The 24,277-nt window shown below is 64.4% G+C and carries 35 protein-coding genes, 1 tRNA gene and 1 pseudogene; 2 read left to right on the top strand and 35 right to left on the bottom strand.

The annotated features are described in order from the left end of the window. Nucleotides 1–67 precede the first annotated feature (67 nt). Entirely contained in the window at nucleotides 68–991 is a 924-nt protein-coding gene (locus KHC28_RS01695; protein WP_214006601.1) for a hypothetical protein, read from the bottom strand. 595 nt (nucleotides 992–1,586) lie between these two features. Between KHC28_RS01695 and KHC28_RS01690 the strand changes: the two genes are divergently transcribed. Together KHC28_RS01690 and KHC28_RS27810 are read left to right on the top strand one after the other, a co-directional pair. Beyond that, entirely contained in the window at nucleotides 1,587–1,874 is a 288-nt protein-coding gene (locus tag KHC28_RS01690; protein ID WP_214006600.1) for a hypothetical protein, read from the top strand. A 37-nt stretch (nucleotides 1,875–1,911) separates the two neighbouring features. Continuing rightward, nucleotides 1,912–2,961 (top strand): annotated as a pseudogene (locus KHC28_RS27810) (recombinase family protein); the annotation flags it as partial. A 558-nt stretch (nucleotides 2,962–3,519) separates the two neighbouring features. Here KHC28_RS27810 and KHC28_RS01680 read toward each other — a convergent pair. The 34 genes from KHC28_RS01680 to KHC28_RS01515 form a co-directional block, all read right to left on the bottom strand. Then, nucleotides 3,520–3,594: transfer RNA gene (locus tag KHC28_RS01680), tRNA-Glu, on the bottom strand. A gap of 450 nt (nucleotides 3,595–4,044) precedes the next feature. Continuing rightward, entirely contained in the window at nucleotides 4,045–4,827 is a 783-nt protein-coding gene (locus KHC28_RS01675; RefSeq protein WP_214006599.1) for a polysaccharide deacetylase family protein, read from the bottom strand. Nucleotides 4,828–5,367: 540 nt separating this feature from the next. Continuing rightward, a complete protein-coding gene (locus KHC28_RS01670; protein ID WP_376772574.1) occupies nucleotides 5,368–6,579 on the bottom strand; it encodes an RluA family pseudouridine synthase in 1,212 nt (403 codons plus the stop codon). Continuing rightward, nucleotides 6,500–6,880, bottom strand: coding sequence for a fluoride efflux transporter CrcB (gene crcB, locus KHC28_RS01665; RefSeq protein WP_214006597.1), 381 nt, complete (start codon nucleotides 6,878–6,880; stop codon nucleotides 6,500–6,502). The genes KHC28_RS01670 and crcB overlap by 80 nt, the downstream gene beginning before the upstream one ends. A gap of 48 nt (nucleotides 6,881–6,928) precedes the next feature. Next, nucleotides 6,929–8,245, bottom strand: coding sequence for a replication-associated recombination protein A (locus KHC28_RS01660; protein WP_214006596.1), 1,317 nt, complete (start codon nucleotides 8,243–8,245; stop codon nucleotides 6,929–6,931). A 7-nt stretch (nucleotides 8,246–8,252) separates the two neighbouring features. Beyond that, nucleotides 8,253–9,689, bottom strand: a complete 1,437-nt coding sequence (locus KHC28_RS01655) for a Do family serine endopeptidase (RefSeq protein WP_214006595.1) — start codon at nucleotides 9,687–9,689, stop codon at nucleotides 8,253–8,255. A 161-nt stretch (nucleotides 9,690–9,850) separates the two neighbouring features. Then, nucleotides 9,851–10,279: a 50S ribosomal protein L17 gene (gene rplQ, locus KHC28_RS01650; protein WP_214006594.1), complete on the bottom strand. Its 429-nt coding sequence runs from the start codon at nucleotides 10,277–10,279 to the stop codon at nucleotides 9,851–9,853. A gap of 73 nt (nucleotides 10,280–10,352) precedes the next feature. Further along, a complete protein-coding gene (locus tag KHC28_RS01645) occupies nucleotides 10,353–11,378 on the bottom strand; it encodes a DNA-directed RNA polymerase subunit alpha (RefSeq protein ID WP_370638254.1) in 1,026 nt (341 codons plus the stop codon). Nucleotides 11,379–11,499: 121 nt separating this feature from the next. Then, on the bottom strand, nucleotides 11,500–11,889 hold the full coding sequence (gene rpsK / locus KHC28_RS01640) for a 30S ribosomal protein S11 (protein WP_214006593.1): 390 nt from the start codon (nucleotides 11,887–11,889) through the stop codon (nucleotides 11,500–11,502). 117 nt (nucleotides 11,890–12,006) lie between these two features. Then, entirely contained in the window at nucleotides 12,007–12,375 is a 369-nt protein-coding gene (rpsM, locus tag KHC28_RS01635; RefSeq protein ID WP_214006592.1) for a 30S ribosomal protein S13, read from the bottom strand. A 197-nt stretch (nucleotides 12,376–12,572) separates the two neighbouring features. Further along, nucleotides 12,573–13,157 (bottom strand): adenylate kinase, encoded by a 585-nt coding sequence (locus tag KHC28_RS01630; protein ID WP_214006591.1) that lies wholly within the window; start codon nucleotides 13,155–13,157, stop codon nucleotides 12,573–12,575. Continuing rightward, nucleotides 13,154–14,485, bottom strand: coding sequence for a preprotein translocase subunit SecY (gene secY, locus KHC28_RS01625; RefSeq protein ID WP_214006590.1), 1,332 nt, complete (start codon nucleotides 14,483–14,485; stop codon nucleotides 13,154–13,156). The genes KHC28_RS01630 and secY overlap by 4 nt, the downstream gene beginning before the upstream one ends. A gap of 56 nt (nucleotides 14,486–14,541) precedes the next feature. Continuing rightward, on the bottom strand, nucleotides 14,542–15,033 hold the full coding sequence (gene rplO / locus KHC28_RS01620; protein WP_214006589.1) for a 50S ribosomal protein L15: 492 nt from the start codon (nucleotides 15,031–15,033) through the stop codon (nucleotides 14,542–14,544). A 19-nt stretch (nucleotides 15,034–15,052) separates the two neighbouring features. After that, a complete protein-coding gene (gene rpmD, locus KHC28_RS01615) occupies nucleotides 15,053–15,244 on the bottom strand; it encodes a 50S ribosomal protein L30 (protein ID WP_214006588.1) in 192 nt (63 codons plus the stop codon). 29 nt (nucleotides 15,245–15,273) lie between these two features. Then, entirely contained in the window at nucleotides 15,274–15,825 is a 552-nt protein-coding gene (rpsE, locus tag KHC28_RS01610) for a 30S ribosomal protein S5 (protein ID WP_213356496.1), read from the bottom strand. 40 nt (nucleotides 15,826–15,865) lie between these two features. Further along, entirely contained in the window at nucleotides 15,866–16,228 is a 363-nt protein-coding gene (gene rplR, locus KHC28_RS01605) for a 50S ribosomal protein L18 (protein ID WP_214006587.1), read from the bottom strand. A 12-nt stretch (nucleotides 16,229–16,240) separates the two neighbouring features. Further along, a complete protein-coding gene (rplF, locus tag KHC28_RS01600; RefSeq protein ID WP_214006586.1) occupies nucleotides 16,241–16,774 on the bottom strand; it encodes a 50S ribosomal protein L6 in 534 nt (177 codons plus the stop codon). 20 nt (nucleotides 16,775–16,794) lie between these two features. Beyond that, nucleotides 16,795–17,193 (bottom strand): 30S ribosomal protein S8, encoded by a 399-nt coding sequence (gene rpsH / locus KHC28_RS01595; RefSeq protein WP_214006585.1) that lies wholly within the window; start codon nucleotides 17,191–17,193, stop codon nucleotides 16,795–16,797. Nucleotides 17,194–17,206: 13 nt separating this feature from the next. Continuing rightward, nucleotides 17,207–17,512, bottom strand: coding sequence for a 30S ribosomal protein S14 (rpsN, locus tag KHC28_RS01590; RefSeq protein ID WP_214006584.1), 306 nt, complete (start codon nucleotides 17,510–17,512; stop codon nucleotides 17,207–17,209). 58 nt (nucleotides 17,513–17,570) lie between these two features. Further along, a complete protein-coding gene (rplE, locus tag KHC28_RS01585) occupies nucleotides 17,571–18,128 on the bottom strand; it encodes a 50S ribosomal protein L5 (protein ID WP_214006583.1) in 558 nt (185 codons plus the stop codon). Next, the gene (gene rplX, locus KHC28_RS01580; RefSeq protein ID WP_214006582.1) at nucleotides 18,121–18,438 is read right to left on the bottom strand and encodes a 50S ribosomal protein L24; all 318 of its coding nucleotides are present in this window, start codon (nucleotides 18,436–18,438) and stop codon (nucleotides 18,121–18,123) included. The genes rplE and rplX overlap by 8 nt, the downstream gene beginning before the upstream one ends. Further along, the gene (rplN, locus tag KHC28_RS01575) at nucleotides 18,438–18,806 is read right to left on the bottom strand and encodes a 50S ribosomal protein L14 (RefSeq protein WP_018390610.1); all 369 of its coding nucleotides are present in this window, start codon (nucleotides 18,804–18,806) and stop codon (nucleotides 18,438–18,440) included. Before rplN ends, rplX begins: the two co-directional genes overlap by 1 nt. A 98-nt stretch (nucleotides 18,807–18,904) precedes the next feature. Next, entirely contained in the window at nucleotides 18,905–19,153 is a 249-nt protein-coding gene (gene rpsQ, locus KHC28_RS01570; RefSeq protein ID WP_213356482.1) for a 30S ribosomal protein S17, read from the bottom strand. Between the two features lie 10 nt (nucleotides 19,154–19,163). Continuing rightward, nucleotides 19,164–19,373: a 50S ribosomal protein L29 gene (gene rpmC, locus KHC28_RS01565; RefSeq protein WP_214006581.1), complete on the bottom strand. Its 210-nt coding sequence runs from the start codon at nucleotides 19,371–19,373 to the stop codon at nucleotides 19,164–19,166. Between the two features lie 11 nt (nucleotides 19,374–19,384). Beyond that, nucleotides 19,385–19,798 carry a 50S ribosomal protein L16 gene (gene rplP / locus KHC28_RS01560; RefSeq protein WP_214006580.1) on the bottom strand — a complete coding sequence of 138 codons (414 nt, stop codon included), beginning with the start codon at nucleotides 19,796–19,798 and terminating at the stop codon, nucleotides 19,385–19,387. 32 nt (nucleotides 19,799–19,830) lie between these two features. Further along, entirely contained in the window at nucleotides 19,831–20,538 is a 708-nt protein-coding gene (gene rpsC / locus KHC28_RS01555) for a 30S ribosomal protein S3 (RefSeq protein ID WP_214006579.1), read from the bottom strand. Then, entirely contained in the window at nucleotides 20,538–20,918 is a 381-nt protein-coding gene (gene rplV / locus KHC28_RS01550) for a 50S ribosomal protein L22 (RefSeq protein ID WP_018390605.1), read from the bottom strand. The genes rpsC and rplV overlap by 1 nt, the downstream gene beginning before the upstream one ends. A gap of 11 nt (nucleotides 20,919–20,929) precedes the next feature. Beyond that, the gene (gene rpsS, locus KHC28_RS01545) at nucleotides 20,930–21,208 is read right to left on the bottom strand and encodes a 30S ribosomal protein S19 (RefSeq protein ID WP_213356476.1); all 279 of its coding nucleotides are present in this window, start codon (nucleotides 21,206–21,208) and stop codon (nucleotides 20,930–20,932) included. Nucleotides 21,209–21,225: 17 nt separating this feature from the next. Next, nucleotides 21,226–22,059, bottom strand: coding sequence for a 50S ribosomal protein L2 (gene rplB, locus KHC28_RS01540; protein WP_214006578.1), 834 nt, complete (start codon nucleotides 22,057–22,059; stop codon nucleotides 21,226–21,228). Nucleotides 22,060–22,081: 22 nt separating this feature from the next. Beyond that, nucleotides 22,082–22,378 (bottom strand): 50S ribosomal protein L23, encoded by a 297-nt coding sequence (locus KHC28_RS01535; RefSeq protein ID WP_214006577.1) that lies wholly within the window; start codon nucleotides 22,376–22,378, stop codon nucleotides 22,082–22,084. After that, complete coding sequence (rplD, locus tag KHC28_RS01530) at nucleotides 22,375–22,995, bottom strand: 50S ribosomal protein L4 (RefSeq protein WP_214006576.1); 621 nt, start codon at nucleotides 22,993–22,995, stop codon at nucleotides 22,375–22,377. The genes KHC28_RS01535 and rplD overlap by 4 nt, the downstream gene beginning before the upstream one ends. Beyond that, complete coding sequence (gene rplC, locus KHC28_RS01525) at nucleotides 22,995–23,738, bottom strand: 50S ribosomal protein L3 (RefSeq protein WP_214006575.1); 744 nt, start codon at nucleotides 23,736–23,738, stop codon at nucleotides 22,995–22,997. The genes rplD and rplC overlap by 1 nt, the downstream gene beginning before the upstream one ends. A 21-nt stretch (nucleotides 23,739–23,759) precedes the next feature. Then, nucleotides 23,760–24,068 carry a 30S ribosomal protein S10 gene (gene rpsJ / locus KHC28_RS01520; protein WP_170010341.1) on the bottom strand — a complete coding sequence of 103 codons (309 nt, stop codon included), beginning with the start codon at nucleotides 24,066–24,068 and terminating at the stop codon, nucleotides 23,760–23,762. A gap of 104 nt (nucleotides 24,069–24,172) precedes the next feature. Further along, on the bottom strand, nucleotides 24,173–24,277 hold a 105-nt coding region (locus KHC28_RS01515), incomplete at its 5' end, for an EF-Tu C-terminal domain-related protein (RefSeq protein WP_446680404.1).

Below are 24,277 nucleotides of genomic sequence, written 5' to 3'. Positions count from 1 at the left end.
TCAGCGTCTCCAGTACCCCCCCCCCTCGAAAACCTAACGACACAATCTCCCGACCAATCAAATGCCGCTAGATGGTCGGAATGCTCGTCGTGCGCAGCACTTCATTCAGCTCATCGACTGACCGTTGCCGCAACTCCTCAAGAAACCGGAGCAGCGCCTGGTCTTGGATGTCGAGACATGTCCCGACCTCCCGGATCGCTCCGCTCTCTACGCCCTGCTCAAGCTGGGAGCGCAGCGATTTCAGCGTTTCGTTGACTTTCCCAAGCCCCTCGCGGGCATGAGCGTCGTCCAACTCGCGATAGCCACCGATCGCCTTGCGGATGACGTGCCTGCTTTCGCGATCGACAAGCTCGCCGGTCCGGAGGGCTTTCTGAGTGTCGGCAAGCGCCTGGAAGAATGCCTTCGGCGTCTCACAGTGCAGAGGAACCTCGAATGCTGGGCGCTCGAACGCCATCGCAATCGTCCGCAAGATTATTTCGTCAAGATCCTTCGGCGTGCGAACCTGGATCACGTCCCGATAATATTTTCGTTGAAGGTCGGGATAACTGTTAAGATGGGAGATGCATTCGTCCCAAGTCCAGATGATTGCGATCCGTTGGCGGCCGGCCGATCGCCACTCGTCGTTCAGTTGTTCGACCCATGCTTGGACCTTAGTGTCTCGACGTGCGGTGGTTGCCAGTATCCAGAGCTTGAGATCGGACTTGAATTTTAGCGCTTTCTTGGCCTCGTCCCGCAACAGCGTCCGCGTGATCGGGCCTCCGGGATAGGGATGGCCATACTCATCGAGGTCGGCTAGCCGCTTGCACTGGATGCCGATCCGGCCATAGCGCGAAGACTGGCCGAAGACGTCGACGCCGTCCTGAGCCTGGCCGGGACGGCCGACCTGCTGGGCATTGGGGACATCATAGACCTCTGCGAGCAATCCCGTGCATAGTTCCTCGAACTGTTGCCAGTAAAGCGGAGGTTGAAAATGTTGCCATATACCTGCCATCGAAGCTTCCCCAAACCCTTCGGCCAACGCGATCAGGAATGGCCGAAAGCGATGCGACCGCGCAAGTGCGCATTCGTGATCTGCAAGCCATCTCCCTGATGTCCTGTTCAGGATGCCAGGGGAGCAGGCTTGCTTGGGTTCGGTGGCGCGGGTTCTCGCCGCTGAAGCGATTGCACGGCGAGGGTCATGACGATCTCATCTCGACCCGTGAGCGCGCCAAAGATCTGATACTCAGAACCGGAAATTACCGCTCCCAGCTGAAACCCCGCAGATCGAGATATTCCAGTTAGTCTCCTTTAGCGGCTAACCGGCGCGCGCATAAAAATCTGGTCGGCATATTGGCGGCGGATGTCCGTTATTTGGGCCTTCGGAAAATTTGCCGAATGACCGAATACGCGGCGCAAAGCAGACATCGCTGCAAGGGGCAATCGAACACCAAGTATCGGTCACTGCCGCCAGAGGACTCCCCTAAGCGTATCCTCGGAAAGTGTCCCGCGCCGCATCTGACAAGTATTTTTGCGCTGCTGTCCGCGGTCGTTCTGCGGCGTAGAATTGGCGCCTTGGCTAGGTGGGGAATGCCCGCGATCCTCCGCGCATGCGCCACTCGCGTCCGTTTTGTCTGAAGAAGATATTCAGTGTGGGCGGCGATGCTTCATCGCCAGCTTCGAGCTTGGCTGGCGCACCACTCTCAAAGATTCCGCACCGTGATACGCGCGTCATTCGAGATGCTGAGCAAAACCTTGCGCCCGCTGACTCCCTCGAGCATGATTCCAATGTCGCGCATGTCACCGACGACTGGCCGCCGAGCGTTCCGATCACATCTGAAGAAGTCGATGTGATCGAGGCCTTCCTCAGGCGGGAGATTGATGCGCTCTTGAGATGACGGTGCTGCAAAGCGACCTGAGGGAGACGATTGGACCATGAACGTCACCTTGCCGATCACCAGCCGCGCCGCCCTCTATCTCCGGGTTTCCACCACACGGCAGGCCGACGTCGATCTTTCCATTCCCGACCAGCGCTTGCAGACCGCCGCCTATTGCGAGCGGCAGGGCTGGTCCGTTGTGGCGGAGTATGTGGAGCCGGGCGCGTCGGCGATGGACGACAGCCGGCACGAATTCCAGCGGATGATCGAACGGGCATCTGATGACGATCGCCCATTCGATGTCATCGTCGTCCACAGCTTCAGCCGGTTCTTTCGCGATGCGTTTGGGCTGGAGATGTACATCCGCCGCCTCGCGAAGCACGGCGTGCGGCTCGTCTCCATCACCCAGGAGCTCGGGGATGATCCGGCTCAGGTCATGATGCGACAGGTCATCGCCCTGTTTGACGAGTACCAGTCCCGTGAGAACGCCAAGCACGTGCTGCGGGCCATGAAGGAGAATGCCCGGCAGGGCTTCTATAACGGCGCCCGGCTGCCGCTCGGCTTCACCCTTGAAGAGGTCGAGAAGCGCGGCCATCGCATCAAAAAGCGGATCGTCGTCGATCCCGTGGAGGCCGAGCTCGTGCGGCTGATGTTCGATCTCTACCTGAAAGGAGATGGCACATCCGGCCCCATGGGCATCAAGGAGATAACTAAGCACCTCAACGCCAAGGGCTACCGTACCCGTCTCGGAGCCCGCTACGGTGTCGGCACCATCCACGGGATCCTGACCAATCCCGTTTATGTCGGGGAATGGAGCTTCAACAAGCGCAGCTCCAAGACGGGGCAGGTGAAGCCTCAGCACGAGGTTATCCCGATCTCGGTGCCGGCCATCCTGGAGCGCCGCACCTTCGACAAGGTGCAGAAGGCTCTCAGGGCTAAAAGCCCGCACAACAGCCCGCCACGGGTGATCTCGGGTCCGATCCTGCTGACGGGGCTGGCCTATTGCGCCTGTTGCGGCAGCGCCATGACGCTGCGCACCGGCACCTCGAAGAGCGGCAGGGTCTATCGCTATTACAGCTGCTCGACCTCCGGCCGAGTTGGCAAGTCCGCCTGCAAAGGGCGAACGGTGCCGATGGAGAAGCTCGACCATCTGGTCACACGCCACGTCGCTGAACGCGTCCTGATGCCCGAACGGCTGGAGGCGCTGCTGCAGTCCGTGGTCGATCGGCGGGTGAAAGCCGATGCCGAGGTCCAGGCGCGGATCGATGAACTCTCTCGCGAAAGAACGACGGCGGAAGACAAGCTGCGGAGGCTCTATCAGCTTGTCGCCGACGGCATCGCCGAGCCGGACGACATGCTCAAGGAGCAGATTGCGAAGCTCAAGGCAGATCGGGACCGTGCACATTCGGCGCTGGAGCGGATCGAGAATCAAGGTACAGCCGCAAGCCGGCTTGATCCGGACAAGCTTGCCCGCTTCGGGCAGCTCATGCGGTCAAACATCACAGAGGGCGAGGTACCGTTCCGCAAAGCCTATCTGCGGTCGCTTATCGACGCAGTCGAAGTCGACCAGCACGTCGTGCGCATCCACGGATCAAGGACGGTACTGGAGAGAGCCATACTCGCCGACCGAGCCACCCAGCCGGGTGTTCGCGGTTTTGTACGGAAGTGGCGCGCCCTAGGGGAGTCGAACCCCTCTCTCCACCGTGAAAGGGTGGCGTCCTAACCGATAGACGAAGGGCGCGCAGGCGGGGCACCTTATAGGGGCGCGCGACGGATCGCACAAGTCATCCCGCATATGGCCATCCACAGCTTTGCGTCGGACGATCCTCGTTCGGGGCGCCAACGCAGGAAACGAGCGCAGCATCGCCAGAGAGCGGCACACCGGCCGCCGAAGAGCCCCTCTCCCCGCTCCCCGCTTTGCCGGCGCGGATCTCGCGCTGGCGCGCTACCATATCGTCCAGGCGGCATAGACACCGCCGGCCACTACCACCAAGACGACCAGCAGGCTGTTCAGCAGCACGAGCCGGATCAGGGCGCGCTTGGCTTCAGGATCGTCGGCCATGGTCACTCCCTCGTCGACGGCGGCGCTCGCCGACCTCGCGCACAGTACAAGCGGGTATCGGGGGCCTCTACGGCACGAGACGTCGCAGCACCGGTAACCGGCGGCTTGGAAGCTGAGGCCTTTCGTCGCTTATGGCGACGTCCCAGCGGTGGCCGGCCCGCGCGGCACCACATGGACCACCCGGTAGCCGCGCTCCTTCATCGCCTTCAGCAGCGCCGGCACCATCCGGGCGGTCTGTAGCCGGGTGTCGTGGAACAGCACGATGCCGCGCCCCGCATGCTCCATCCGCGTCAACACCAGATCGAGCTCAGCATCCGGCGTCATGGCGTTCCAGTCGCTTGCCCACAGATCGGCGCCGAACACGCCCATCTTCCGGCTGGCGACATAGGCCAGCAACTGCGGCGACGAACCGAAGCCGGGAAAACGGAAGAAGGGAAAGCGCGGCGAGGCCGTCACATTGCCATAGGCCGCACGATCGACGCTGGCGATGCCGCGTTCGATATCCCGCACCGCCTTGTCGTAGGGCAGGTCCGCCAGCGTCATCGGATGGGTCTGGCTGTGATAGCCGATGCCGTGCCCCTCGGCGAGGATGCGCTTGACCAGCGCCGGGCTCTCGGCCGCACGTGTTCCCACCAGGAAGAAGGTAGCGCGGACGCAGCCGGCGGCCAGTGCCTTCAGCACCATCGGCGTCGTGCCGGCAGAGGGACCGTCGTCGAAGGTGAGGACGAACTCGCCTTCGGCCAGATCGAGCGTCTGCGGAAAATGCTTGAGGCCAACCTCTAGGCCCGCGGGATCCACCTCCAGCACCCGCGCGGTGCCCGGCCCGGCGGAACAATCGCCGGCGGCCAGCGCCGGCACGGAAAGACCCGGCAGCAGCGCCGCCAAAGCCAACAGACAGGTCAGAGATCGCATGACGCCACCGGAATGCGTGGAACGGCGTGTCCTACTCCAGCGCCACGCGCGCCGCCAGCCGCGCACGGCATGGCTGCCCTTCCGCCTGCTCATTCGATACGGCGTGAAGGTCGGGAATGTTGAGCGTTGCAATCCGAAAAGCGAGAGCCTGGCGACGGCACCCTGCTCCGGGCGCGTCCGGGCCAAGCGAAACGCGAATTCGCGCGCAAAGCCGGCGAACTGGACGATCCAGCTCGGGCAGCCACACGCCAAACACTCTCTCAATGTCGTGGAGGAAGTGAAAGCTTCGGTCGCCCGCAATGCCGACCGAAGCTTTCCTCAAACGTCTAAAAAGTGCTCAAACGACCACTTCGGGCTACAGGAGCCCAGTATTGACTAGCAGACAATCAACCTTGCGGTTGATGCCTATATGCTCAAATCAACTGCCACCTATGGCACCGCATTGCAGCATAACTTTCAAGCCCTAAAATTAGGCAGTCACTTACTCAAAAATCGGCACCCTCTACAAATTCCTAACGATCGACATGACGTTACGTAGGATCAAGTCTCCGGCGCGTCGACAATGGGGTCATATTGCGACGCATCAAACCCAAGTACGCTCCAACTCTGCTGCATATGCGGGGGAAGCGGCGCCGACACGTCGATCAGCCGCTCCTCCCGCGGATGCGGGATTACCAGCCGGCGCGCCAGCAGGTGCAGGCGATTCTGCAACCCACCGGGCAGCGGCCAGTTCTCGATATCGAAATACTTCGGGTCTCCGACAATTGGATGACCAATATGCGCCGCATGGGCGCGCAGCTGGTGCGTGCGCCCCGTCACCGGCTTCATCGACAGCCAGGACAGCTTCTGCGCCGCCTGGTCGACCACGGCGTAATAGGAGACGGCATGGCTCGCCTCGTCGTCGCCGTGGCGGGCGACCCGCATGCGCTCGGCCGCCTCGTCCTTGGCAAGATAGGTGGAAATGCGCCCCTGCCGCGGCTTGGGCACGCCCGGCACCAGCGCCCAGTACACCTTGCGCGCCGAGCGGGAGCGGAAGGTCTTGGCGAGCGTCGACGCGGCGAGCCGGCTCTTGGCAATCAACAGGATTCCCGAGGTGTCCTTGTCGATGCGATGGACGAGGCGCGGCTTCTGGCCATCCTCGGCGCGCAGCGATTCCATCAGCCCGTCGACATGGCGGTAGGTGCCGGAGCCCCCTTGCACCGCGAGGCCGTAGGGCTTGTTCAGCACCATCACGTCGCGATCCTCATAGAGGGTGATGGATTTGAGGAAAGCCGCATCCTTGTCATCAGCCACCGCGCGCTTCACCGCCGGCGCCGCCAGTGTGCCCTCCCCTTCCGGGGCGCGAGGCCGGGGGGGCGGCGCCTCCCCGCGCGCGACGGCTTCCTGAATTTCCAGATAGTCGGCGGCGGAAGGCTGCGGCTTCTCCTCCAGCGGCGGGATGCGCACGCTCTGCCCGGCGGCCAGCCGCGTATTGGTCTTCACCCGGCCACCGTCGACCCTCACCTGGCCGCTGCGCAGCAGCTTCTGCAGGTGGCCGAAGGACAGGTCGGGAAAATGCGTCTTGAACCAGCGGTCCAGCCGCATCTCATCTTCGTCGCGGGCGACGGTACGTATCTCGACGGCCATGATGATGTCTCCTTGGCCAAGGAGATAGCCGAGCCGGGCCCCTGCGTCACGCGAATGCGCGTATGAGGGCCAACCCGGCAAACACCGCGACGAGCGACAGCCCGACGCTGCCTGCAACATAGGCAATCGCCGACCAGGCCTCGCCGCGCTCGATCAGCACCGCCGCATCCAGCGAGAAGGCGGAAAAGGTGGTGAACCCACCCAATATGCCGGTCACAGCGAAAAGGCGCGCCGGCAGCGACCACGCCTCGCCGATACGGAAGGCGAGCCAGCCGGCGAACACGCCGATCAGAAACGAGCCGAGCACATTGATGGCCAGCGTCCCGCCGGGAAAGTCGGTGCCGATCATTCGCGGCGCGGTCACGTTCACCGCATGCCGCAGCATGCCACCCAGCCCGGCGCCGACAAAAACCAGCAGCCAATTCATCGCCCCGCCTCCGGAATCGTCCCTTGTCCGCCCATCGTCCGCGCCAGCCTACCGCCCGCGCCGCTCGGCCTTCAGCTTCGCCCAGTATTCAAGCCGCTTCTTCACCTCGCGCTCGAAGCCGCGCTCATTGGGAGCGTAGAAATCGGCACGGCGATCGCCGGCAAGCTCGTCGGGAAAGAAGGTCTGGCCTGCATAGGCGTCCGGATAATCGTGATCGTACCGGTAGCCCTCGTGGTAGCCGAGCTCCTTCATCAGCTTGGTCGGCGCGTTGAGGATGTGCTTGGGCGGCTGGAGCGAGCCGGTCTTCTGCGCCAAGGCGAGCGCGGCGTTGAAGGCCGAATAGGCGGCATTGGATTTCGGCGCGGTGGCGACATAGGCGATGGCCTGCGCCAGGAACAGCCGCCCCTCCGGCCAGCCCACCCGATCGAAGGCGGTCCAGGCGGCCACCACCTGCGGCATCGCCTGCGGATCGGCCATGCCGACATCCTCGGACGCCGCGCAGCACAGCCGGCGGAAGATCGTGCCAGGGTCCTCGCCGCCGGTGAGCATCCGCGCCGCCCAGTACATGGCGCCGTTCACGTCGGAGCCGCGCAGGCTCTTATGGAAGCAGCTCAGCAGGTTGTAGTGCTCGTCCTGCCCCTTGTCGTAGATCGGCGCCCGCTTCTGCATGGTCGCGGCGAGACCGGCGACGTCGAGGTCCTTCTCCGGCGGCAGCCGGAACAGTTCCTCCACCATGCCCAGCAGATAGCGCCCGTCACCATCCGCCATGTCGACAAGCGCGCCGCGCGCTTCCGGCTCCAGCGGCAGGCGATGCCCCTCCAGCTCCTCGGCGCGGGCCAGCAGCCGCTCCATGGCGAGCGCGTCGAGTGGCTTGAACACGAGTACTCGGGCGCGCGACAGCAGCGCCGCGTTCAGCTCGAAGGACGGGTTCTCCGTGGTGGCGCCGATCAGGGTGATGGTGCCGTCCTCCATCACCGGGAGGAAGCTGTCCTGCTGCGCGCGGTTGAAGCGATGGATCTCGTCGACGAACAGCAGCGTACCGGTGCCAACGGCGCGGCGGCCACGCGCCGCCTCGAACACCTTCTTCAGCTCGGCAACGCCGGAGAAGATCGCCGAGACCTGCTCGAAATGCAGGTCGGTCTCGCGCGCCAGCAGCCGCGCCACCGTGGTCTTGCCGGTGCCGGGCGGACCCCAGAAGATCAGCGAGCCGATGGAGCGCCCCTCGGCCATGCGGGTGAGGATGCCGTCCGGGCCGGTCAGGTGTTCCTGCCCGACCACCTCGTCGAGCCGACGCGGGCGCAACCGGTCAGCGAGCGGGCGCGGCGCCCCCGCGTCCATTCCGGCTTGCGCGAACAGGTCGGCCATGGCGCGCTCAGCCCGGCAGCATGGCGGAGATCTTGCGCCCGCCGCGCTGCACGGTGATGCGCCAGACGCGGGACGGCGTCTGCGTCACCCGGGAGAGATCCGCCGTACGGGCGATGGGAAGGCCGTTCACCTCCAGCACCACATCGCCGACGCGCAGGCTGCTGCGGTCGGCCGGCGAACCCTCCTCGATGGCGGTGACCACCACGCCCTGGTCGACGTCCACGGTGCGCAACTCCTCCACCACGGCCGGCGACAGGTTGACCACCGTGGCCCCGGTGAGCGGCGAGCGCCCGCCAATGGTGGTCTCGTCACGCGGCGAGGTTTCCGGCGCGGTCTCCAGCGGCAGGTCGAGCGTCAGCTCCCTGCCCTGCCGCATCACCGTCACCGCCACCGCGCCGCCGAGCGGACGGGTGGCGAAGCGATAGCCGAACGCATCGGGGTCATCGACTTCCTGGCCGGCAATCGCGGTCACCAGGTCACCAACCCGCATGCCGCCCTTCTCCGCCGGGCTGCCGGGCGTCAGGCTCTGCACCAGCGAGCCGACCGGGCGCGGCAGGTCGAGCCCCTCGGCGATGTCCGGGGTGACGCGCTGCAGCTTGGCGCCCAGCCAGGGCCGGCGCACCGACTTGCCGCCGTCGAGCGCCGACTGCACCACCACCCGCACCATGTCCGCGGGAATGGCGAAGCCGATGCCTTGCGAGCCGCCAGAGCGGGAGAAGATCGCCGTATTGATGCCGACCACCCGGCCGGCGATGTCGACCAGCGCACCACCGGAATTGCCGGGATTGATGGCGGCATCGGTCTGAATGAAGAACTGGTAGTCGGTAATGCCGATCTGGGTGCGGGCGAGCGCCGAGACGATGCCCTGCGTCACCGTCTGCCCGACGCCGAACGGATTACCGATGGCGAGCACGATGTCGCCCACCTCCAGGTCGTCGGAACTGCCGAGCTCGGCGAAGGCGAAATTGCCCTTGCCACCCTTCAGCTTCAGCACGGCGAGATCGGTGCGCGGGTCGCGCAGCAGGATGTCGGCGTCGAACTCGCGCTTGTCGGCGAGCGCGACGCGCACTTCATCGGCGCCCTCGATCACGTGGTTGTTGGTGATGACGAGCCCGCTCGCATCGACCACGACGCCGGAGCCGAGCGCCCGCTGCATCCGCTCGCTCGGCCCGCCGAAACCGGGACCGCCGGGGCCGCCCGGACCGTTCGGCACGCCGAAGAAGCGCCGGAAGAACGGGTCGTCGAACAGCGGGTTGCTCTGGCGCGCCTGGACGGTGCGCAGAGCATAGACGTTGACGATCGCAGGCGCCGTGCGGGCGACCACCGGGGCGAAGCTGAGCGAGATCTCGGCGCGCGCGGCCGGCACCCGGGGCGTCTGCGCCGCCGCTGGCTGGAAGGTTGCGACGAGGGCGAGAAGCGCGAAGGAAAGAGCGATACGTTGCATGGCGGAAATATAAGCTCCGGCCCATGGCGGAGAAAGGGCAGCCCCGGCGGCAATGCCGAAACGGGCCGTGAAAATGAGCCCCGAATCGACGACCGCCAGAACGACGAAGGGCGACCCTAAGGCCGCCCTTCGCTGGATGCATTCGAAAATAGCCGGCGGGATCAGGCCGCGGCGGTCTCTTCCGACTTCGAGGCCTCGTGGCGGGCCAGATCGGCGGCGCCCTTGGCGCTCTCGTCGCGATCGACCAACTCGATCACCGCGATCGGAGCCGAATCGCCGTGGCGGAAGCCGGCCTTGATGATGCGGGTGTAGCCGCCGTTGCGCTCCTTGTAGCGCGGGCCGACGACGTCGAAGAGCTTGCGCACGACGGCGACGTCGCGAATCTCGGCGATCGCCTGGCGACGGGCGTGCAGGCCGCCACGCTTGCCGAGGGTGATCAGCTTCTCGACCACCGGGCGAAGATCCTTCGCTTTGGGAAGGGTGGTGATGATCTGCTCGTGGGTGATGAGCGCCTGGGCCATATTGGCGAACATGGCCTTGCGGTGCTCCGCGGTCCGGTTGAACCGGCGATATGCCTTGCCGTGGTTCATGGCGAAATTCCTACAAATGCGACGGCTTTCGAGCCGGGGATGGGTGGAGCGGCTCGAACGCCGCGCTCAATGCTCAGTAATGATCTTCGAACCGCTTGGCGAGATCCTCGATGTTCTCCGGCGGCCAGCCCGGCACTTCCATGCCGAGATGCAGGCCCATGCTGGCGAGCACTTCCTTGATCTCGTTCAGCGACTTGCGGCCGAAGTTCGGGGTACGGAGCATCTCCGCCTCGGTCTTCTGGATCAGGTCGCCGATATAAACGATGTTGTCGTTCTTCAGGCAGTTGGCCGAACGAACCGACAGCTCGAGCTCGTCGACCTTCTTGAGGAGCGCCGGGTTGAAGGGCAGCTCCTGCATCGCCGGGCTCTCGGCTTCGCGCTTGGGCTCCTCGAAGTTCACGAAGATCTCAAGCTGGTCCTGCAGGATTCGCGCGGCATAAGCCAGCGCATCCTCAGGCCCGATCGAGCCGTTGGTCTCGATGGTCATGGTCAGCTTGTCATAGTCGAGAATCTGGCCCTCACGGGTGTTCTCGACCTTGTAGGAGACCTTCTTGACCGGCGAGTAGAGGCTGTCGACCGGGATGAGACCGATCGGCGCGTCCTCGGGACGGTTGCGGTCGGCGGCGACGTAGCCCTTGCCGGTGTCGACCGTGAACTCCATGCGAATCTCGGCGCCGTCGTCGAGGGTGCAGAGCACCAGCTCGGGGTTCAACACCTGCACGTCGCCGACCGTCTGGATGTCGCCGGCGGTGACGATACCCGGACCCTGCTTCTTCACCACCATGCGCTTGGGGCCATCGCCAGCCATCTTGATGGCGATGTCCTTGATGTTCAGCACGATGTCGGTCACGTCCTCGCGGACGCCCGGAATGGACGAGAACTCGTGCAACACGCCGTCAATATGCACCGAGGTCACCGCTGCGCCCTGCAGCGACGACAAGAGGATACGGCGCAGCGCATTGCCGAGCGTCTGGCCGAAACCACGCTCCAGCGGCTCGGCGACCACGGTCGCGAAGCGCTTCGCATCGCTTCCGGCGGAGACTTCGAGCTTTTCGGGCTTGATGAGCTCTTGCCAGTTCTTCTGAATCACTTGCGTCACCCTTGCTCTCGACGGTGCCGCGGGCACCCTGCCCTGCGGCCGCCGCTCCCGCCCGGAGGCCGGAGAGAATGCCAAACGCAGCGGAACCGGCGGCACCGAGTGCCGCCGGCCGACTCATGCGTCAGACGCGCCGACGCTTGCGCGGACGGCAGCCATTGTGCGGGATCGGGGTCACGTCGCGGATCGACGTCACCATGAAGCCGGCCGCCTGGAAGGCACGCAGCGCGGATTCACGGCCCGAGCCGGGACCCGACACCTCGACCTCAAGGGTGCGCATGCCGTGCTCGGCGGCCTTGCGGGCGCAATCCTCGGCAGCGACCTGCGCCGCGTAGGGGGTCGACTTGCGGGAACCCTTGAAGCCCATGGCGCCGGCGGAGGACCACGAGATCGTGTTGCCCTGCGCGTCGGTGATGGTGATCATGGTGTTGTTGAACGAGGCGTTCACATGCGCCACACCGGAGGCGATGTTCTTGCGCTCGCGACGCTTAACGCGGGTAGTATCCTTGGCCATCGACTTCTCGATCCTTCAGGCGCGCCCGTAGTGCCAGGCGCTCGGGACAAACATAAACGCGAAGCCCGCGGCACGCGCCGCGAGCACGAAAGAAGCGGGCCAGAGGCCCGCCTCAACTCACTTCTTCTTGCCGGCGATCGGCTTCGCCGGACCCTTGCGGGTGCGGGCATTGGTGTGGGTGCGCTGGCCGCGCACCGGCAGACCGCGACGATGACGCAGGCCGCGATAGCAGCCGAGGTCCATCAGACGCTTGATGTTCATCGCGACTTCGCGGCGCAGATCGCCTTCCACGATGTAGTCGCGATCGATGGTCTCGCGGATCTGCAGCACTTCCTGGTCGCTCAGCTGATTGACGCGACGATCCAGAGCAATGCCGACCTTCTCGACGATATCGGCGGCGTGCTTCGCGCCGATGCCGTGGATATACTGCAGCGCGATGATGACGCGCTTGTTGGTCGGAATGTTAACGCCTGCGATACGGGCCACTTGCCGTCTCCATGTGAACCGGCGAACCGGAATAAACCAAACCCGCGTCCGGTGGAGGCCGGCCCATGCGGGTACACACAAGGCGCCGCCCGACATCACGGAGGATGTCGAAAGACGACGCCTGCTTAAGTGAAGCGCGGCTCTTAGTGCGATTCCGGCGCCGAGTCAAGCCCGGCGCCGGAAACCACGCTCAGCCACTAAACGGTCTCGAGGACCTCGGCGATCGCCGCCTCGACCTCGTCGATCGGACGCATACCGTCGACACTGACCAGAAGCCCGCGCTCCGAATAGTAGGGAGCGACCACGGCGGTATCGCGGTTGAAGGCCTCAAGCCGGGTCTTGAAGATCTCCGGATCGTCATCCTTGCGCACCGGCTCGCCGCGCTCGCGCGCTTCGTTCGCCCGCTGGAGGATGCGGCCGACCAGCTTCTCCTGGTCGACCTTGAACTCGATCACCGCATCGAGCTTCTGCCCCTTGCGGGACAAGAGCGTATCGAGCGCCTCGGCCTGCGGCACGGTGCGCGGGAAGCCGTCAAGGATGAACCCCTTGGCGGCATCCGGTTCGTCGATGCGATCGGAGATGATGCCGATCACGATCTCATCGGACACCAGCTTGCCGGCATCCATCACTTCCTTGGCCTTGAGGCCGACCGGCGTTCCGTTCCGCACGGCCTCACGGAGCATGTCACCGGTAGACAGCTGCACGATGCCGTGCCGCTGCACCAGACGTTGGGCCTGAGTTCCCTTGCCCGCTCCAGGCGGACCAAGAAGAATCAGTCTCATCGACGCTTCCCCCTGAGCTTGGCCTTCTTGACCAGCCCTTCATATTGATGCGCCAGCAAGTGCCCCTGCACCTGGGCAACCGTGTCCATCGTCACGCTCACCACGATGAGCAGCGATGTACCGCCAAAATAGAACGGCACGGCAGCATAGGAGATCAGGATCTCGGGGAACAGGCAGACGATCGCTAGGTAAGCAGCGCCGATGACGGTGATGCGAGTCAGCACATAGTCGATGTACTCGGCGGTGCGCTCGCCCGGCCGGATGCCGGGGATGAAGCCGCCATGCTTCTTCAGATTGTCCGCGGTCTCGGTCGGATTGAACACGATCGCGGTGTAGAAGAAGCAGAAGAACACGATCAACAGCACATAGAGCAGCATGAACAGCGGCTGGCCGTGGCCGATCAGCGTCGTCACGGTGGTCAGCCACGCCGGCCCCTGCCCCTGCATGAAGCTGGCGACCGTGGTCGGGATCAGCAGCAGCGAGGAGGCGAAGATCGGCGGGATGACACCCGAGGAGTTCAGCTTCAGCGGCAGGTGCGAGGACTGGCCCTCATACACCTTGTTGCCGACCTGACGCTTCGGATACTGGATCAACAGCCGGCGCTGGGCGCGCTCCATGAACACGATGAACGTGATGACCGCGACGGCCATCAGGATCACCGCAATGATCAGGCCGGTGGAAATCGCGCCCTGACGGCCGAGCTCCAGCGTGTTGGCCATCGCGGAGGGCAGTTCCGCGACGATGCCGGCGAAGATGATCAGCGAGATGCCGTTGCCGATGCCGCGCGAGGTGATCTGCTCGCCGAGCCACATCAGGAACATGGTTCCGCCGGTCAGCGTGATCACCGTCGAGATGCGGAAGAACCAGCCGGGATCCGCCACCACGGCGCCCGAGCCCTCCAGGCCGACGGCGATGCCGTAGGACTGGAACACCGCGAGCACCACCGTCAGGTAGCGGGTGTACTGGTTGATCATCTTGCGGCCGGACTCACCCTCCTTCTTCAGCGCTTCCAGCGTCGGCGAGACGGTGGTCAGCAGCTGCACGATGATGGAGGCCGAGATGTACGGCATGATGTTCAGGGCGAAGATGGCCATGCGCGAGACGGCGCCGCCCGAGAACATGTTGAAAAGACCGATGATGCCCTGCTGCGCGGTGCGGAACACGTCCGCAAGCGCGTCGGGATTGATTCCCGGCATCGGAATGTAGGTGCCCAGCCGATACACGAGAAGCGCACCCAGTGTGAACCAGATGCGCTTCTTCAGTTCTTCGGCTTTTGCCAGAGCACCAAAATTGAGGTTAGCCGCGAGTTGTTCCGCTGCGGACGCCATGGTGGCTGCGCTCCTCGCCTGTGCCCTGTATCAATTCGGTAGGCCTGACTTAAGCGTCAGGCCCCCGCTTCGCCAGTGGTCTCCGGCGCCGCCGGCAGCGTCACGGTGCCGCCAGCCTTCTCGACCGCCGCGATCGCTGACTTGGTGGCATGCGCCACGTCGAGCGAGATCTTCGCGGTCAGTTCGCCGGAACCAAGCACGCGCACGCCGGCCTTGGCACGGCGCAGCGCGCCGGCGGCGACCAGGGCCGCCTCGGTCACGGGCTGCTTGGCATCCAGCTTGCCGGCATCGATCGCGGCCTGGATGCGGCCGAGGGTGACCTCGTTCCAGTCCAGCGCGAAGATGTTGTGGAAGCCGCGCTTGGGCAGACGGCGATGCAGGGGCATCTGACCGCCTTCGAAGCCCTTGATAGCGACGCCGGTACGCGAGGTCTGACCCTTCACGCCACGGCCGCCGGTCTTGCCCTTGCCCGAACCGATGCCACGACCGACGCGCATGCGCTTCTTGCGCGCGCCTTCGTTGTCCGAGATCCCGTTAAGGTTGCTCATAACCAATCTCCTCCCGCCGTCAGGCTTCGACGACGCGAACGAGGTGGCGGACCTTCTGGATCATGCCACGCACGGCCGGGGTGTCTTCGAGCGTCGACTGACGCCCGATCTTGTTCAGTCCGAGACCAACGAGCGTCGCCCGCTGCTCGACCGGCCGACGGATCGGGGAACCGACCTGCTCGACCGTGATCGTCTTGGTGTTGTTCGACATGATACGCTCCAATCCCTGTCCGAAGCGCGTCAGTCAGTCGCTTCGGCGTCGTCGATGCGACGGCGCGACTGAAGCTGCGACACCTTGAGGCTGCGGCGAGCCGCAACCAGGCGCGGGCTGTCCTGGTTCTTCAGCGCATCGAAGGTCGCCCGAACCATGTTGTACGGGTTGGACGAGCCGAACGACTTCGCCACCACGTCCTGCATGCCCAGCGTCTCGAAGACGGCGCGCATCGGGCCGCCGGCGATGATGCCGGTACCCGCCGGGGCGGCACGCAGCACCACCTTGCCGGCGCCGTGGTGACCATGCACGTCATGGTGCAGGGTACGGCCTTCGCGCAGCGGCACGCGGATCAGCGCGCGCTTGGCGGCGTCCGTGGCCTTGCGGATGGCTTCCGGCACTTCACGGGCCTTGCCGTGGCCGAAGCCGACGCGACCCTTCTGGTCGCCGACAACGACCAGCGCAGCGAAGCCGAAGCGACGGCCACCCTTCACAACCTTGGCAACACGGTTGATGTGGACCAGCTTGTCCACGAACGTGTTGTCGCGATCCTCGCGTTCACGCTCACGTTCACGAGCCATGATCTTATCCTCGTCGTTCCGCGGGGGATCCCGCTCGTGATTAGAAGTTGAGACCGCCTTCGCGGGCGGCCTCGGCGAGCGCCTTGACGCGGCCGTGATAGATGAAGGCGCCACGGTCGAAGACCACGTCCTTCACACCGGCCGCGACGGCACGTTCCGCCACGAGCTTACCGATCGCCGCAGCCGCCGCGACATCCGCGCCGGTCTTGAGGCTTCCCCGCAGATCCTTCTCGATCGTCGAGGCGGCGGCGATGGTCACGCCGCGCGCATCGTCGATGACCTGCGCATAGATGTGCTTCGACGAGCGATGCACCGAGAGGCGCGGCCGCCCGTTCGCCGCCGAGCGCAGGGCCCGGCGGACACGCGCCTTACGGCGCTCGGTAGCGTCCTGAAACTTTGCCATGGTACCGATCCGTTACTTCTTCTTGCCTTCCTTGCGGAAGATGAATTCGCCGGCGTACTTGACGCCCTTGCCCTTATAGGGCTCGGGTCCGCGATAGTCGCGGATCTCGGCGGCGACCTGCCCGACCTTCTGACGGTCAATGCCGGCGACGACGATTTCCGTCGGCTTCGGCGTGACGATCTGAATGCCTTCCGGGATCGCGTAGATCACGTCGTGGCTGTAGCCGAGCGAGAGGTTCAGGTTCTTGCCCTGCACCGCCGCCTTGTAGCCGACGCCGCTGATCTCGAGCTTCTTCTCGAAGCCCTTGGTCACGCCTTCGACCAGGTTCGACACCAGCGTGCGGGACAGGCCCCACATCGCCTTGTGACGGTTGGACTCGCCGCGCGGCTTGAAGGAAATGACATTGCCATCGAGGGTCGCGTCGATCTCGTCGACGATCTTGACCTCGAGAGCACCCTTCGGGCCCTTAACCTTGACGGTCTGGCCGTCAATGTTGGCGGTGACGCCAGCCGGGACGGTGATGGTAGCTTTGCCGATCTTGGACATGTGCTCTCTCTCCTTCCCGATCAGAAGACCGTGAAGAGGACCTCGCCGCCCACGTTCTTATCGCGGGCTTCGTGGTCCGCCATCACGCCCTGGGGCGTGGAGACGACAGCGACGCCAAGACCGTTGGCGACGCGCGGAAGGGTCTTGACCGACGAATAGACGCGGCGACCCGGCTTCGAGACACGGGAGATCTCGCGGATCACCGGCTCGCCGTCATAGTACTTCAGCTCGATCTCGAACTCGCTACGGCCGTTGACCGGCTCCGAGGCGGAATAGCCGCGGATGAAGCCTTCAGCCGCGAGAACCTCGAGAACCGACGCACGCAGGCGCGAGCCGGGGGTCGAGATCTTTTCCTTGCGGCGCATCTGCGCGTTGCGGATGCGGGTGATCAGATCGCCAATGGGATCGGACGTGGACATGGGTCGACCCTCCTCACCAGCTCGACTTGACGAGGCCGGGCACCTGGCCCTGCGAGCCGAGCTCGCGGAGCGCAATGCGGCTCATCTTCAGCTTGCGATAGAACGCGCGCGGACGCCCAGTCACTTCGCACCGGTTACGGATGCGGGTCTTGGACGAATTGCGGGGCATCTCGGCCAGCTTAAGGACCGCGGCGAAGCGCTCCTCGATCGGCAGTTCCTTGTCCTGGACAAGGGCCTTGAGACGCGCGCGCTTCGCGGCGGCGTTCCTCACCAGCGTGCGGCGGTGTTCGTTCTTCTCGACGGCGCTTTTCTTCGCCATATGCTCTGCTCCTAGCTCTCCGCGTTTGGGGCTGCGCCCCACGGCCGGAAGGGGATGCTTACTGCCGGAACGGGAAGTTGAAGGCCTTCAGAAGCGCGCGCGCCTCTTCGTCCGTCTTCGCCGTCGTGCAGACGATGATGTCCATGCCCCACATCTGATCAACCTTGTCGTAGTTGATCTCGGGGAACACGATGTGCTCCTTGATGCCCATGGCGAAGTTGCCGCGGCCATCGAAGCTCTTCGGGTTCAGGCCGCGGAAGTCACGAACGCGCGGCAGCGCGATGGTGACCAGGCGATCGATGAACTCGAACATGCGGGTCTTGCGAAGGGTGACCTTCGCGCCGACCGGCTGGTTCTCGCGCAGCTTGAAGTTGGAGATCGCCTGGCGGGCACGCGTCACCACCGGCTTCTGGCCGGCGATCTGCGCGAGGTCCGCCGCTGCGGTCTGCACCTTCTTGGTATCGGCGGTGGCTTCGCCAACGCCCATGTTGATGACGACCTTCTCGATGGTCGGCACTTCCATGGGGTTCTTGTAGCCGAACTGCTCGATCATCTGCTTGCGGATCTCGTCCTGATAAATGGACTTCAGCCGCGGGCTGTAGCTGGTCTCAGCCATCGATCTTCTCCCCCGAGCGCTTGGCGACGCGCACCTTGGTGCCGTCCGCCTGCACAAGGAAGCCGACGCGGGTCGGCTTGCCGTCCTTAGGATCGGCGATCGCGATGTTGGACAGGTCGATCGGGGCCTCCTTGGAGATGATCCCGCCTTCCTGGTTCGCGCTCTGCCGCTGGTGGCGCTTCACGAGGTTCACGCCGCGAACCTTCGCGGTGCCTTCCTTGGGAAGAACCGAAATGACCTCGCCGGAACGACCCTTGTCGCGGCCGGCGAGAACGACGACTTTGTCGCCCTTCTTAATCTTCGCCGCCATCACAGCACCTCCGGCGCCAGCGAGATGATCTTCATGTGGTTCTTCGCGCGAAGCTCGCGCGGAACCGGCCCGAAGATACGGGTGCCAACCGGCTCCTTGTTGTTGTTGATCAGCACGGCCGCGTTGCGGTCGAAGCGGATCACCGAACCGTCGACGCGACGGATGTCCTTGGCGGTGCGAACGACCACCGCCTTCATCACGTCGCCCTTCTTCACGCGGCCGCGCGGAATGGCTTCCTTCACCGACACCACAATGATGTCGCCGACATGAGCGTATTTCCGCTTAGAACCGCCAAGCACCTTGATGCACATAACGCGACGCGCACCGGAATTGTCCGCCACGTCGAGATTGGTCTGCATCTGGATCATGACGCACCTATTTCTCGTAAAACGGCGCGCTGCTTTGAAGCTGGCGCACCCTCAACCCCGTTTCCGGGAAGCTCATTCGTGGAGTCCAGACAGGAAGCTCAGACTTCCGCCCGCTTCTCGCCCTGGACGACGACCCAGTTCTTCAGCTTGGACAGAGGACGGCTCTCCTCGATCCACACGGTATCGCCTTCCTTCCACGCATTCGCCTCGTCATGGGCGTGATACTTCTTGGAACGGCGGACAGTCTTCTTCAGCAGCGGATGCGTGAAACGACGCTCGACACGGACCACGACGGTCTTGTCCTGCTTGTCGCTCACCACGACGCCCTGCAGCAAACGCTTCGGCATCGTTATCTCCTCACTTCGCCTGGGCCGCGGCAGCGGCCTTCTGCGCCTGGATCGTCTTGATCCGCGCAATGTCGCGACGGATCTGACGCACGCGCGCGGTGTTCTCCATCTGACCGGTCGCCTTCTGGAAGCGCAGGTTGAACTGCTCCTTCTTCAGGCCGAGCAGCTGATCGCTGAGCTCGTCGACGGTCTTGGTCCGGATGTCGGAAGCCTTGGTCATCTATCCCTCCGTCACTCGGCGATACGTTCGACGAAACGCGTCTTGATCGGCAGCTTGGCAGCGGCCAGCGTCAGCGCTTCCTTGGCGATCTCCTGGCTCACGCCATCGATCTCGAACATGATTCGGCCGGGCTTGACCTTGGCGGCCCAGAATTCGGGAGCGCCCTTGCCCTTACCCATGCGGACTTCGGTCGGCTTCTTCGACACCGGTACGTCCGGGAACACCCGGATCCACACGCGGCCCGCACGCTTCATGTGACGGGTCAGCGCGCGGCGCGCGGCTTCGATCTGGCGAGCGGTCACCCGCTCCGGCTCAATCGCCTTCAGCCCAAACTGGCCGAAGTTGAGGTCAGTTCCGCCCTTCGCAACGCCGTGGATACGGCCCTTGAACTGCTTGCGGAACTTCGTGCGCTTTGGTTGCAGCATGTCGCGCCTCTTAATTCCTTATCCGTCAAAACTCACGCCGCGTCGCGGCGCGAGGGACGACCACCCGACGGCTCGTTGTCCGAAAGACGCTTATCCTGCGCCATCGGATCGTGCTCGAGGATTTCGCCCTTGAAGATCCAGACCTTGACACCGCAGGTGCCGTAGGTCGTGAAGGCCGTGGCAGTACCGTAATCTACGTCCGCGCGCAAGGTGTGAAGCGGCACGCGGCCTTCACGATACCACTCAAGACGCGCAATTTCCGCGCCACCGAGGCGGCCGGAGCAGTTGATACGGATGCCTTCGGCCCCGAGACGCATCGCCGACTGCACCGCGCGCTTCATCGCGCGGCGGAAAGCGACGCGACGCTCGAGCTGCTGGGCAATCGATTCGGCCACCAGGCGCGCATCGATTTCCGGCTTGCGGATCTCGACGATGTTGATGAAGACCTCCGAGCTGGTCATCTCGGCGACCTTCTTGCGGAGCTTGTCGATGTCGGCGCCCTTCTTGCCGATCACCACGCCCGGACGAGCCGAGTGGATGGTGACGCGGCACTTCCGGTGCGGACGCTCGATCACGATCTTGGAGACAGCCGCCTGCTTCAGCAGCTTGAACAGCATCTCGCGGATCTTGATGTCTTCGTGCAGCAGCTGGCCGTATTCGCCCTTGCCGGCGAACCAGCGCGAATCCCAGGTGCGGTTGATGCCGAGCCGGAGCCCGACCGGGTTGACCTTCTGACCCATCAGGCCTTCTCCTCGACTTCACGCACCACGATGGTGATATGCGAGAACGGCTTCTCGATGCGGCTCGCACGACCGCGGGCGCGGGCGGCGAAACGCTTCATGACGAGGCCCTTGCCGACATGAGCCTCGGCGACGATCAGATCGTCGACGTCCAGCTCATGATTGTTCTCGGCATTCGCGATCGCCGATTCCAGGCACTTCTTCACGTCGCCGGCGATCCGCTTGCGGGAGAACTGAAGGTCAGCGAGCGCAGTCGCGACCTTCTTCCCGCGGATCAGGCCCGCAACGAGGTTGAGCTTCTGGGGGCTGACGCGAAGGTTACGCGCAACCGCCTTGGCTTCCGTATCCGCGAGCGTGCGCGGACGAGCTGCCTTTCCCATGACCCCTGCCTCTACTTCCGCTTGGCTTTCTTGTCCGCCGCATGCCCGTAATAGGTACGGGTCGGGGCGAACTCGCCGAACTTGTGGCCGACCATGTCCTCGTTCACCGAGACCGGGACATGCTTGTTACCGTTATAGACGCCGAAGGTGATGCCCACGAACTGGGGCAGGATCGTGGAGCGACGGCTCCAGATCTTGACAACCTCGTGGCGCCCCGAAGCGCGCACGGCTTCCGCCTTCTTGAGGAGGTAGCCGTCGACGAACGGACCTTTCCAGACCGATCGAGACATAATTCAGATTCCCTCGCTCACTTCTTGCGGGCGTGACGGCTCGACACGATGAACTTCGTGGTCGACTTGTTCTTCCGGGTCTTCTTGCCCTTGGTGGGGAAGCCCCAGGGGGTGACCGGGTGACGGCCGCCCGAAGTACGGCCTTCGCCGCCGCCGTGCGGATGGTCGACCGGGTTCATGGTCACACCACGGTTATGCGGCATACGGCCCAGCCAGCGCTTGCGGCCGGCCTTGCCGAGGTTGGTGTTCATGTGGTCCGGGTTGGAGACCGCACCCACCGTACCGCAGCACTCGCCGTGGATCAGACGCTGCTCACCCGAGTTTAGGCGGATGATCACGTAGCCGTTGTCGCGGCCGACGATCTGCGCATAAGAGCCGGCGGAACGGGCGATCTGGCCGCCCTTGCCGATCTTCATCTCGACATTGTGCACGATCGTGCCGACCGGCAGGTTGCCGAGCGGCGCGGTGTTGCCGGGCTTCACGTCGACGCTCTTCGAGGCGATCACCTGGTCGCCCACAGCGAGACGCTGCGGAGCGAGGATGTAGGAGAGCTCGCCGTCCTCATACTTGATGAGGGCGATGAACGCCGTACGGTTCGGATCGTACTCGATCCGCTCGACCACGGCCGGCACATCGCGCTTGGCGCGCTTGAAGTCGACCAAGCGGTACGACTGCTTGTGGCCGCCGCCGCGGAAGCGGACGGTCACGCGACCGGTGTTGTTGCGGCCGCCAGCTTCCGTCTTGCCCTCGGTCAGCGTCTTGACCGGCTTGCCCTTGTACAGGCCAGAGCGGTCGACGATGACGAGCTGACGGAGGCTCGGCGTTACCGGCTTGAAGGTTTTGAGCGCCATGTCTCTGATCCCTTGTCCCGGCTCACAGACCCGTCGTGATGTCGATGGTGTGTCCCTCGGCGAGGGTCACAACCGCCTTCTTCACGTCGTTCTGCACGCCCTTGCGGCCCTTGAAGACCTTGGTCTTCCCCTTGCGGACCAGCGTGTTGACGCTCACGACCTTGACGTCGAAGAGCTTCTCGACCGCTTCCTTGATCTGCGGCTTGGTAGCCGTCAGAGCAACCTTGAAGACGACCTTGTTATGCTCGGACGCAGCCGTGGCCTTCTCGGTAATCACCGGGGACACGATCACGTCGTAGTGGCGCGGATCGAGACTCATTTGAAGCGCGCCTCCAGAGCGTCGACAGCCGCCTTCGTCAGCACCAGGGTCTGGCGACGCAGGATGTCGTAGACGTTGATGCCCTGCACGGGCAGCACGTCGAGGTGGACGATGTTGCGCGAGGCGAGCCCGAAGTTCGGATCCACCTCGGCGCCGGAGATCACCAGCGCGTTCGACAGGCCGAGAGACGCCAGCCGCTCCTTGAGCAGCTTGGTCTTCGGCTCGGCGAGGGTCGCGTCATCGAGAACGATGATCTGCTGTTCCTTCGCCTTCACCGACAGCGCGTGCTTCAGCGCCAGCGCCCGGACCTTCTTGGGAAGGTCGGAGGCATGGCTGCGCTGCACCGGGCCGAACGCCTTGGCGCCGCCGCGGAACTGCGGAGCGGAAGCCGCACCGTGGCGAGCGCCGCCGGTGCCCTTCTGCTTGTACATCTTCCGCTTGGTGCGGTTGACGTCAGCGCGGGACAGGGTCTGGTGCGTACCGGCCTGACGGCGGGCAAGCTGCCACACCACCATGCGGTGCAGGATGTCCTGGCGGGGCTCGAGACCGAAGATCTCGTCCGACAGCGTCACGGAGCCGGCATCGGCCCCTTCGAGAGTTTTGACGGCGAGTTCCATCACACGGTCTCCTCGGTCGCAGCCTCAGCCGCCGGAGCGACGTCGGCGGCAGGAGCTTCAGCCTCGCCCGGCAGCCGGAACTTGCCCGGCTTCGGCGCTTCGGCCGGCAGCGCCCGCTTCACCGCGTCGGCGACGATGATCCAGCCACCCTTGGTGCCCGGAACCGCGCCTTCGACGGCGATCAGGCCGCGCTCCACATCCGTGAGCACCACCTTGAGATTCTGGGTGGTCACGGTTTCGACACCCATGTGACCGGGCATCTTCTTGTTCTTGAAGGTCTTGCCCGGGTCCTGACGGCCGCCGGTCGAACCGATCGAACGGTGCGACACCGACACGCCGTGGGTGGCGCGCAGACCGCCGAAGTTGTGACGCTTCATGCCGCCGGCAAAACCCTTACCGGTGGAGGTCCCCGTCACGTCGACGAACTGGCCGACCACGAAATGGTCCACCGTGAGCTCGGCCCCGACCGGGATGAGCCCGTCTTCCTCGACGCGGAACTCCGCGAGCTTGCGCTTGGGCTCGACCTTCGCCACGGCGAAGTGCCCGCGCATGGCGCGCGTCGTGTTCTGCGGCTTCGCGCGGCCGACGCCGAGCTGAACCGCGACATATCCGTTCTTGTCGACAGTCCGGTGGGCAACCACCTGGCAATTATCGACTTTCAGCACAGTGACCGGAATATGTTCGCCTGCATCGGTGAAGATGCGGGTCATTCCGACCTTCTGGGCGATGACGCCTGACCGCATGGCCGTGTCCCCTCGCCTTTCTCAGAGCTTGATCTCGACGTCGACACCCGCAGCGAGGTCGAGCTTCATCAGCGCGTCCACGGTCTGGGGGGTCGGGTCGACGATGTCCAGCAGACGCTTATGCGTCCGCATCTCGAACTGTTCACGCGACTTCTTGTCGACGTGAGGCGAGCGGTTGACCGTGAACCTCTCGATCCGCGTCGGCAGCGGAATGGGTCCGCGGACCTGGGCGCCGGTGCGCTTCGCCGTGTTGACGATCTCGCGCGTCGAGGCGTCCAGGATGCGATGATCGAACGCCTTCAGGCGGATCCGAATGTTCTGGCCGTTCATTTGACTTCAAGGCTCCCAGAGGGCTCGCCAATAGGGCTCTATTACGAGCTCCACGAAAAAGGGGCGCCGGGCGAACCGACGCCCCTCGGGATTTGCTTCCTACTTCACTCGATGATGGCGGCGACGACGCCGGCACCGACGGTACGCCCGCCTTCACGGATGGCGAAGCGCAGCTTCTCTTCCATCGCGATCGGCACGATCAGCGCCAC

It is taken from the genome of Ancylobacter sonchi, from assembly GCF_018390695.1.
GTDB classification, from domain to species: Bacteria; Pseudomonadota; Alphaproteobacteria; order Rhizobiales; family Xanthobacteraceae; genus Ancylobacter; species Ancylobacter sonchi.
This window is presented reverse-complemented; position numbering and strand designations above follow the sequence as displayed.

Coding starts and splice junctions, on each gene's coding strand:
- KHC28_RS01675 (WP_214006599.1), bottom strand. CDS start 4,827: ATGCGATCTCTGACCTGTCTGTTGGCTTTGGCGGCGCTGCTGCCGGGT.
- rpsH (WP_214006585.1), bottom strand. CDS start 17,193: ATGTCCACGTCCGATCCCATTGGCGATCTGATCACCCGCATCCGCAAC.
- KHC28_RS01695 (WP_214006601.1), bottom strand. CDS start 991: ATGGCAGGTATATGGCAACATTTTCAACCTCCGCTTTACTGGCAACAG.
- rplX (WP_214006582.1), bottom strand. CDS start 18,438: ATGGCGGCGAAGATTAAGAAGGGCGACAAAGTCGTCGTTCTCGCCGGC.
- secY (WP_214006590.1), bottom strand. CDS start 14,485: ATGGCGTCCGCAGCGGAACAACTCGCGGCTAACCTCAATTTTGGTGCT.
- rplE (WP_214006583.1), bottom strand. CDS start 18,128: ATGGCTGAGACCAGCTACAGCCCGCGGCTGAAGTCCATTTATCAGGAC.
- rpsN (WP_214006584.1), bottom strand. CDS start 17,512: ATGGCGAAGAAAAGCGCCGTCGAGAAGAACGAACACCGCCGCACGCTG.
- rplF (WP_214006586.1), bottom strand. CDS start 16,774: ATGTCCAAGATCGGCAAAGCTACCATCACCGTCCCGGCTGGCGTCACC.
- rplC (WP_214006575.1), bottom strand. CDS start 23,738: ATGCGGTCAGGCGTCATCGCCCAGAAGGTCGGAATGACCCGCATCTTC.
- rpsJ (WP_170010341.1), bottom strand. CDS start 24,068: ATGAACGGCCAGAACATTCGGATCCGCCTGAAGGCGTTCGATCATCGC.
- rpsK (WP_214006593.1), bottom strand. CDS start 11,889: ATGGCCAAGGATACTACCCGCGTTAAGCGTCGCGAGCGCAAGAACATC.
- rpsC (WP_214006579.1), bottom strand. CDS start 20,538: ATGGGTCAGAAGGTCAACCCGGTCGGGCTCCGGCTCGGCATCAACCGC.
- rplO (WP_214006589.1), bottom strand. CDS start 15,033: ATGAGCAACCTTAACGGGATCTCGGACAACGAAGGCGCGCGCAAGAAG.
- rplQ (WP_214006594.1), bottom strand. CDS start 10,279: ATGAACCACGGCAAGGCATATCGCCGGTTCAACCGGACCGCGGAGCAC.
- KHC28_RS01690 (WP_214006600.1), top strand. CDS start 1,587: ATGCGCCACTCGCGTCCGTTTTGTCTGAAGAAGATATTCAGTGTGGGC.
- rplP (WP_214006580.1), bottom strand. CDS start 19,798: ATGCTGCAACCAAAGCGCACGAAGTTCCGCAAGCAGTTCAAGGGCCGT.
- rpmC (WP_214006581.1), bottom strand. CDS start 19,373: ATGACCAAGGCTTCCGACATCCGGACCAAGACCGTCGACGAGCTCAGC.
- rpsE (WP_213356496.1), bottom strand. CDS start 15,825: ATGGCTCGTGAACGTGAGCGTGAACGCGAGGATCGCGACAACACGTTC.
- rplN (WP_018390610.1), bottom strand. CDS start 18,806: ATGATCCAGATGCAGACCAATCTCGACGTGGCGGACAATTCCGGTGCG.
- rplB (WP_214006578.1), bottom strand. CDS start 22,059: ATGGCGCTCAAAACCTTCAAGCCGGTAACGCCGAGCCTCCGTCAGCTC.
- rpmD (WP_214006588.1), bottom strand. CDS start 15,244: ATGTCGAACAACACCAAGACGATCACGGTCGAGCAGGTCGGTTCCCCG.
- rpsQ (WP_213356482.1), bottom strand. CDS start 19,153: ATGCCGAAGCGTTTGCTGCAGGGCGTCGTGGTGAGCGACAAGCAGGAC.
- rplD (WP_214006576.1), bottom strand. CDS start 22,995: ATGGAACTCGCCGTCAAAACTCTCGAAGGGGCCGATGCCGGCTCCGTG.
- KHC28_RS01630 (WP_214006591.1), bottom strand. CDS start 13,157: ATGAGACTGATTCTTCTTGGTCCGCCTGGAGCGGGCAAGGGAACTCAG.
- rplR (WP_214006587.1), bottom strand. CDS start 16,228: ATGGCAAAGTTTCAGGACGCTACCGAGCGCCGTAAGGCGCGTGTCCGC.
- KHC28_RS01655 (WP_214006595.1), bottom strand. CDS start 9,689: ATGCAACGTATCGCTCTTTCCTTCGCGCTTCTCGCCCTCGTCGCAACC.
- crcB (WP_214006597.1), bottom strand. CDS start 6,880: ATGAATTGGCTGCTGGTTTTTGTCGGCGCCGGGCTGGGTGGCATGCTG.
- KHC28_RS01660 (WP_214006596.1), bottom strand. CDS start 8,245: ATGGCCGACCTGTTCGCGCAAGCCGGAATGGACGCGGGGGCGCCGCGC.
- rpsS (WP_213356476.1), bottom strand. CDS start 21,208: ATGTCTCGATCGGTCTGGAAAGGTCCGTTCGTCGACGGCTACCTCCTC.
- rplV (WP_018390605.1), bottom strand. CDS start 20,918: ATGGGAAAGGCAGCTCGTCCGCGCACGCTCGCGGATACGGAAGCCAAG.
- KHC28_RS01535 (WP_214006577.1), bottom strand. CDS start 22,378: ATGAGTCTCGATCCGCGCCACTACGACGTGATCGTGTCCCCGGTGATT.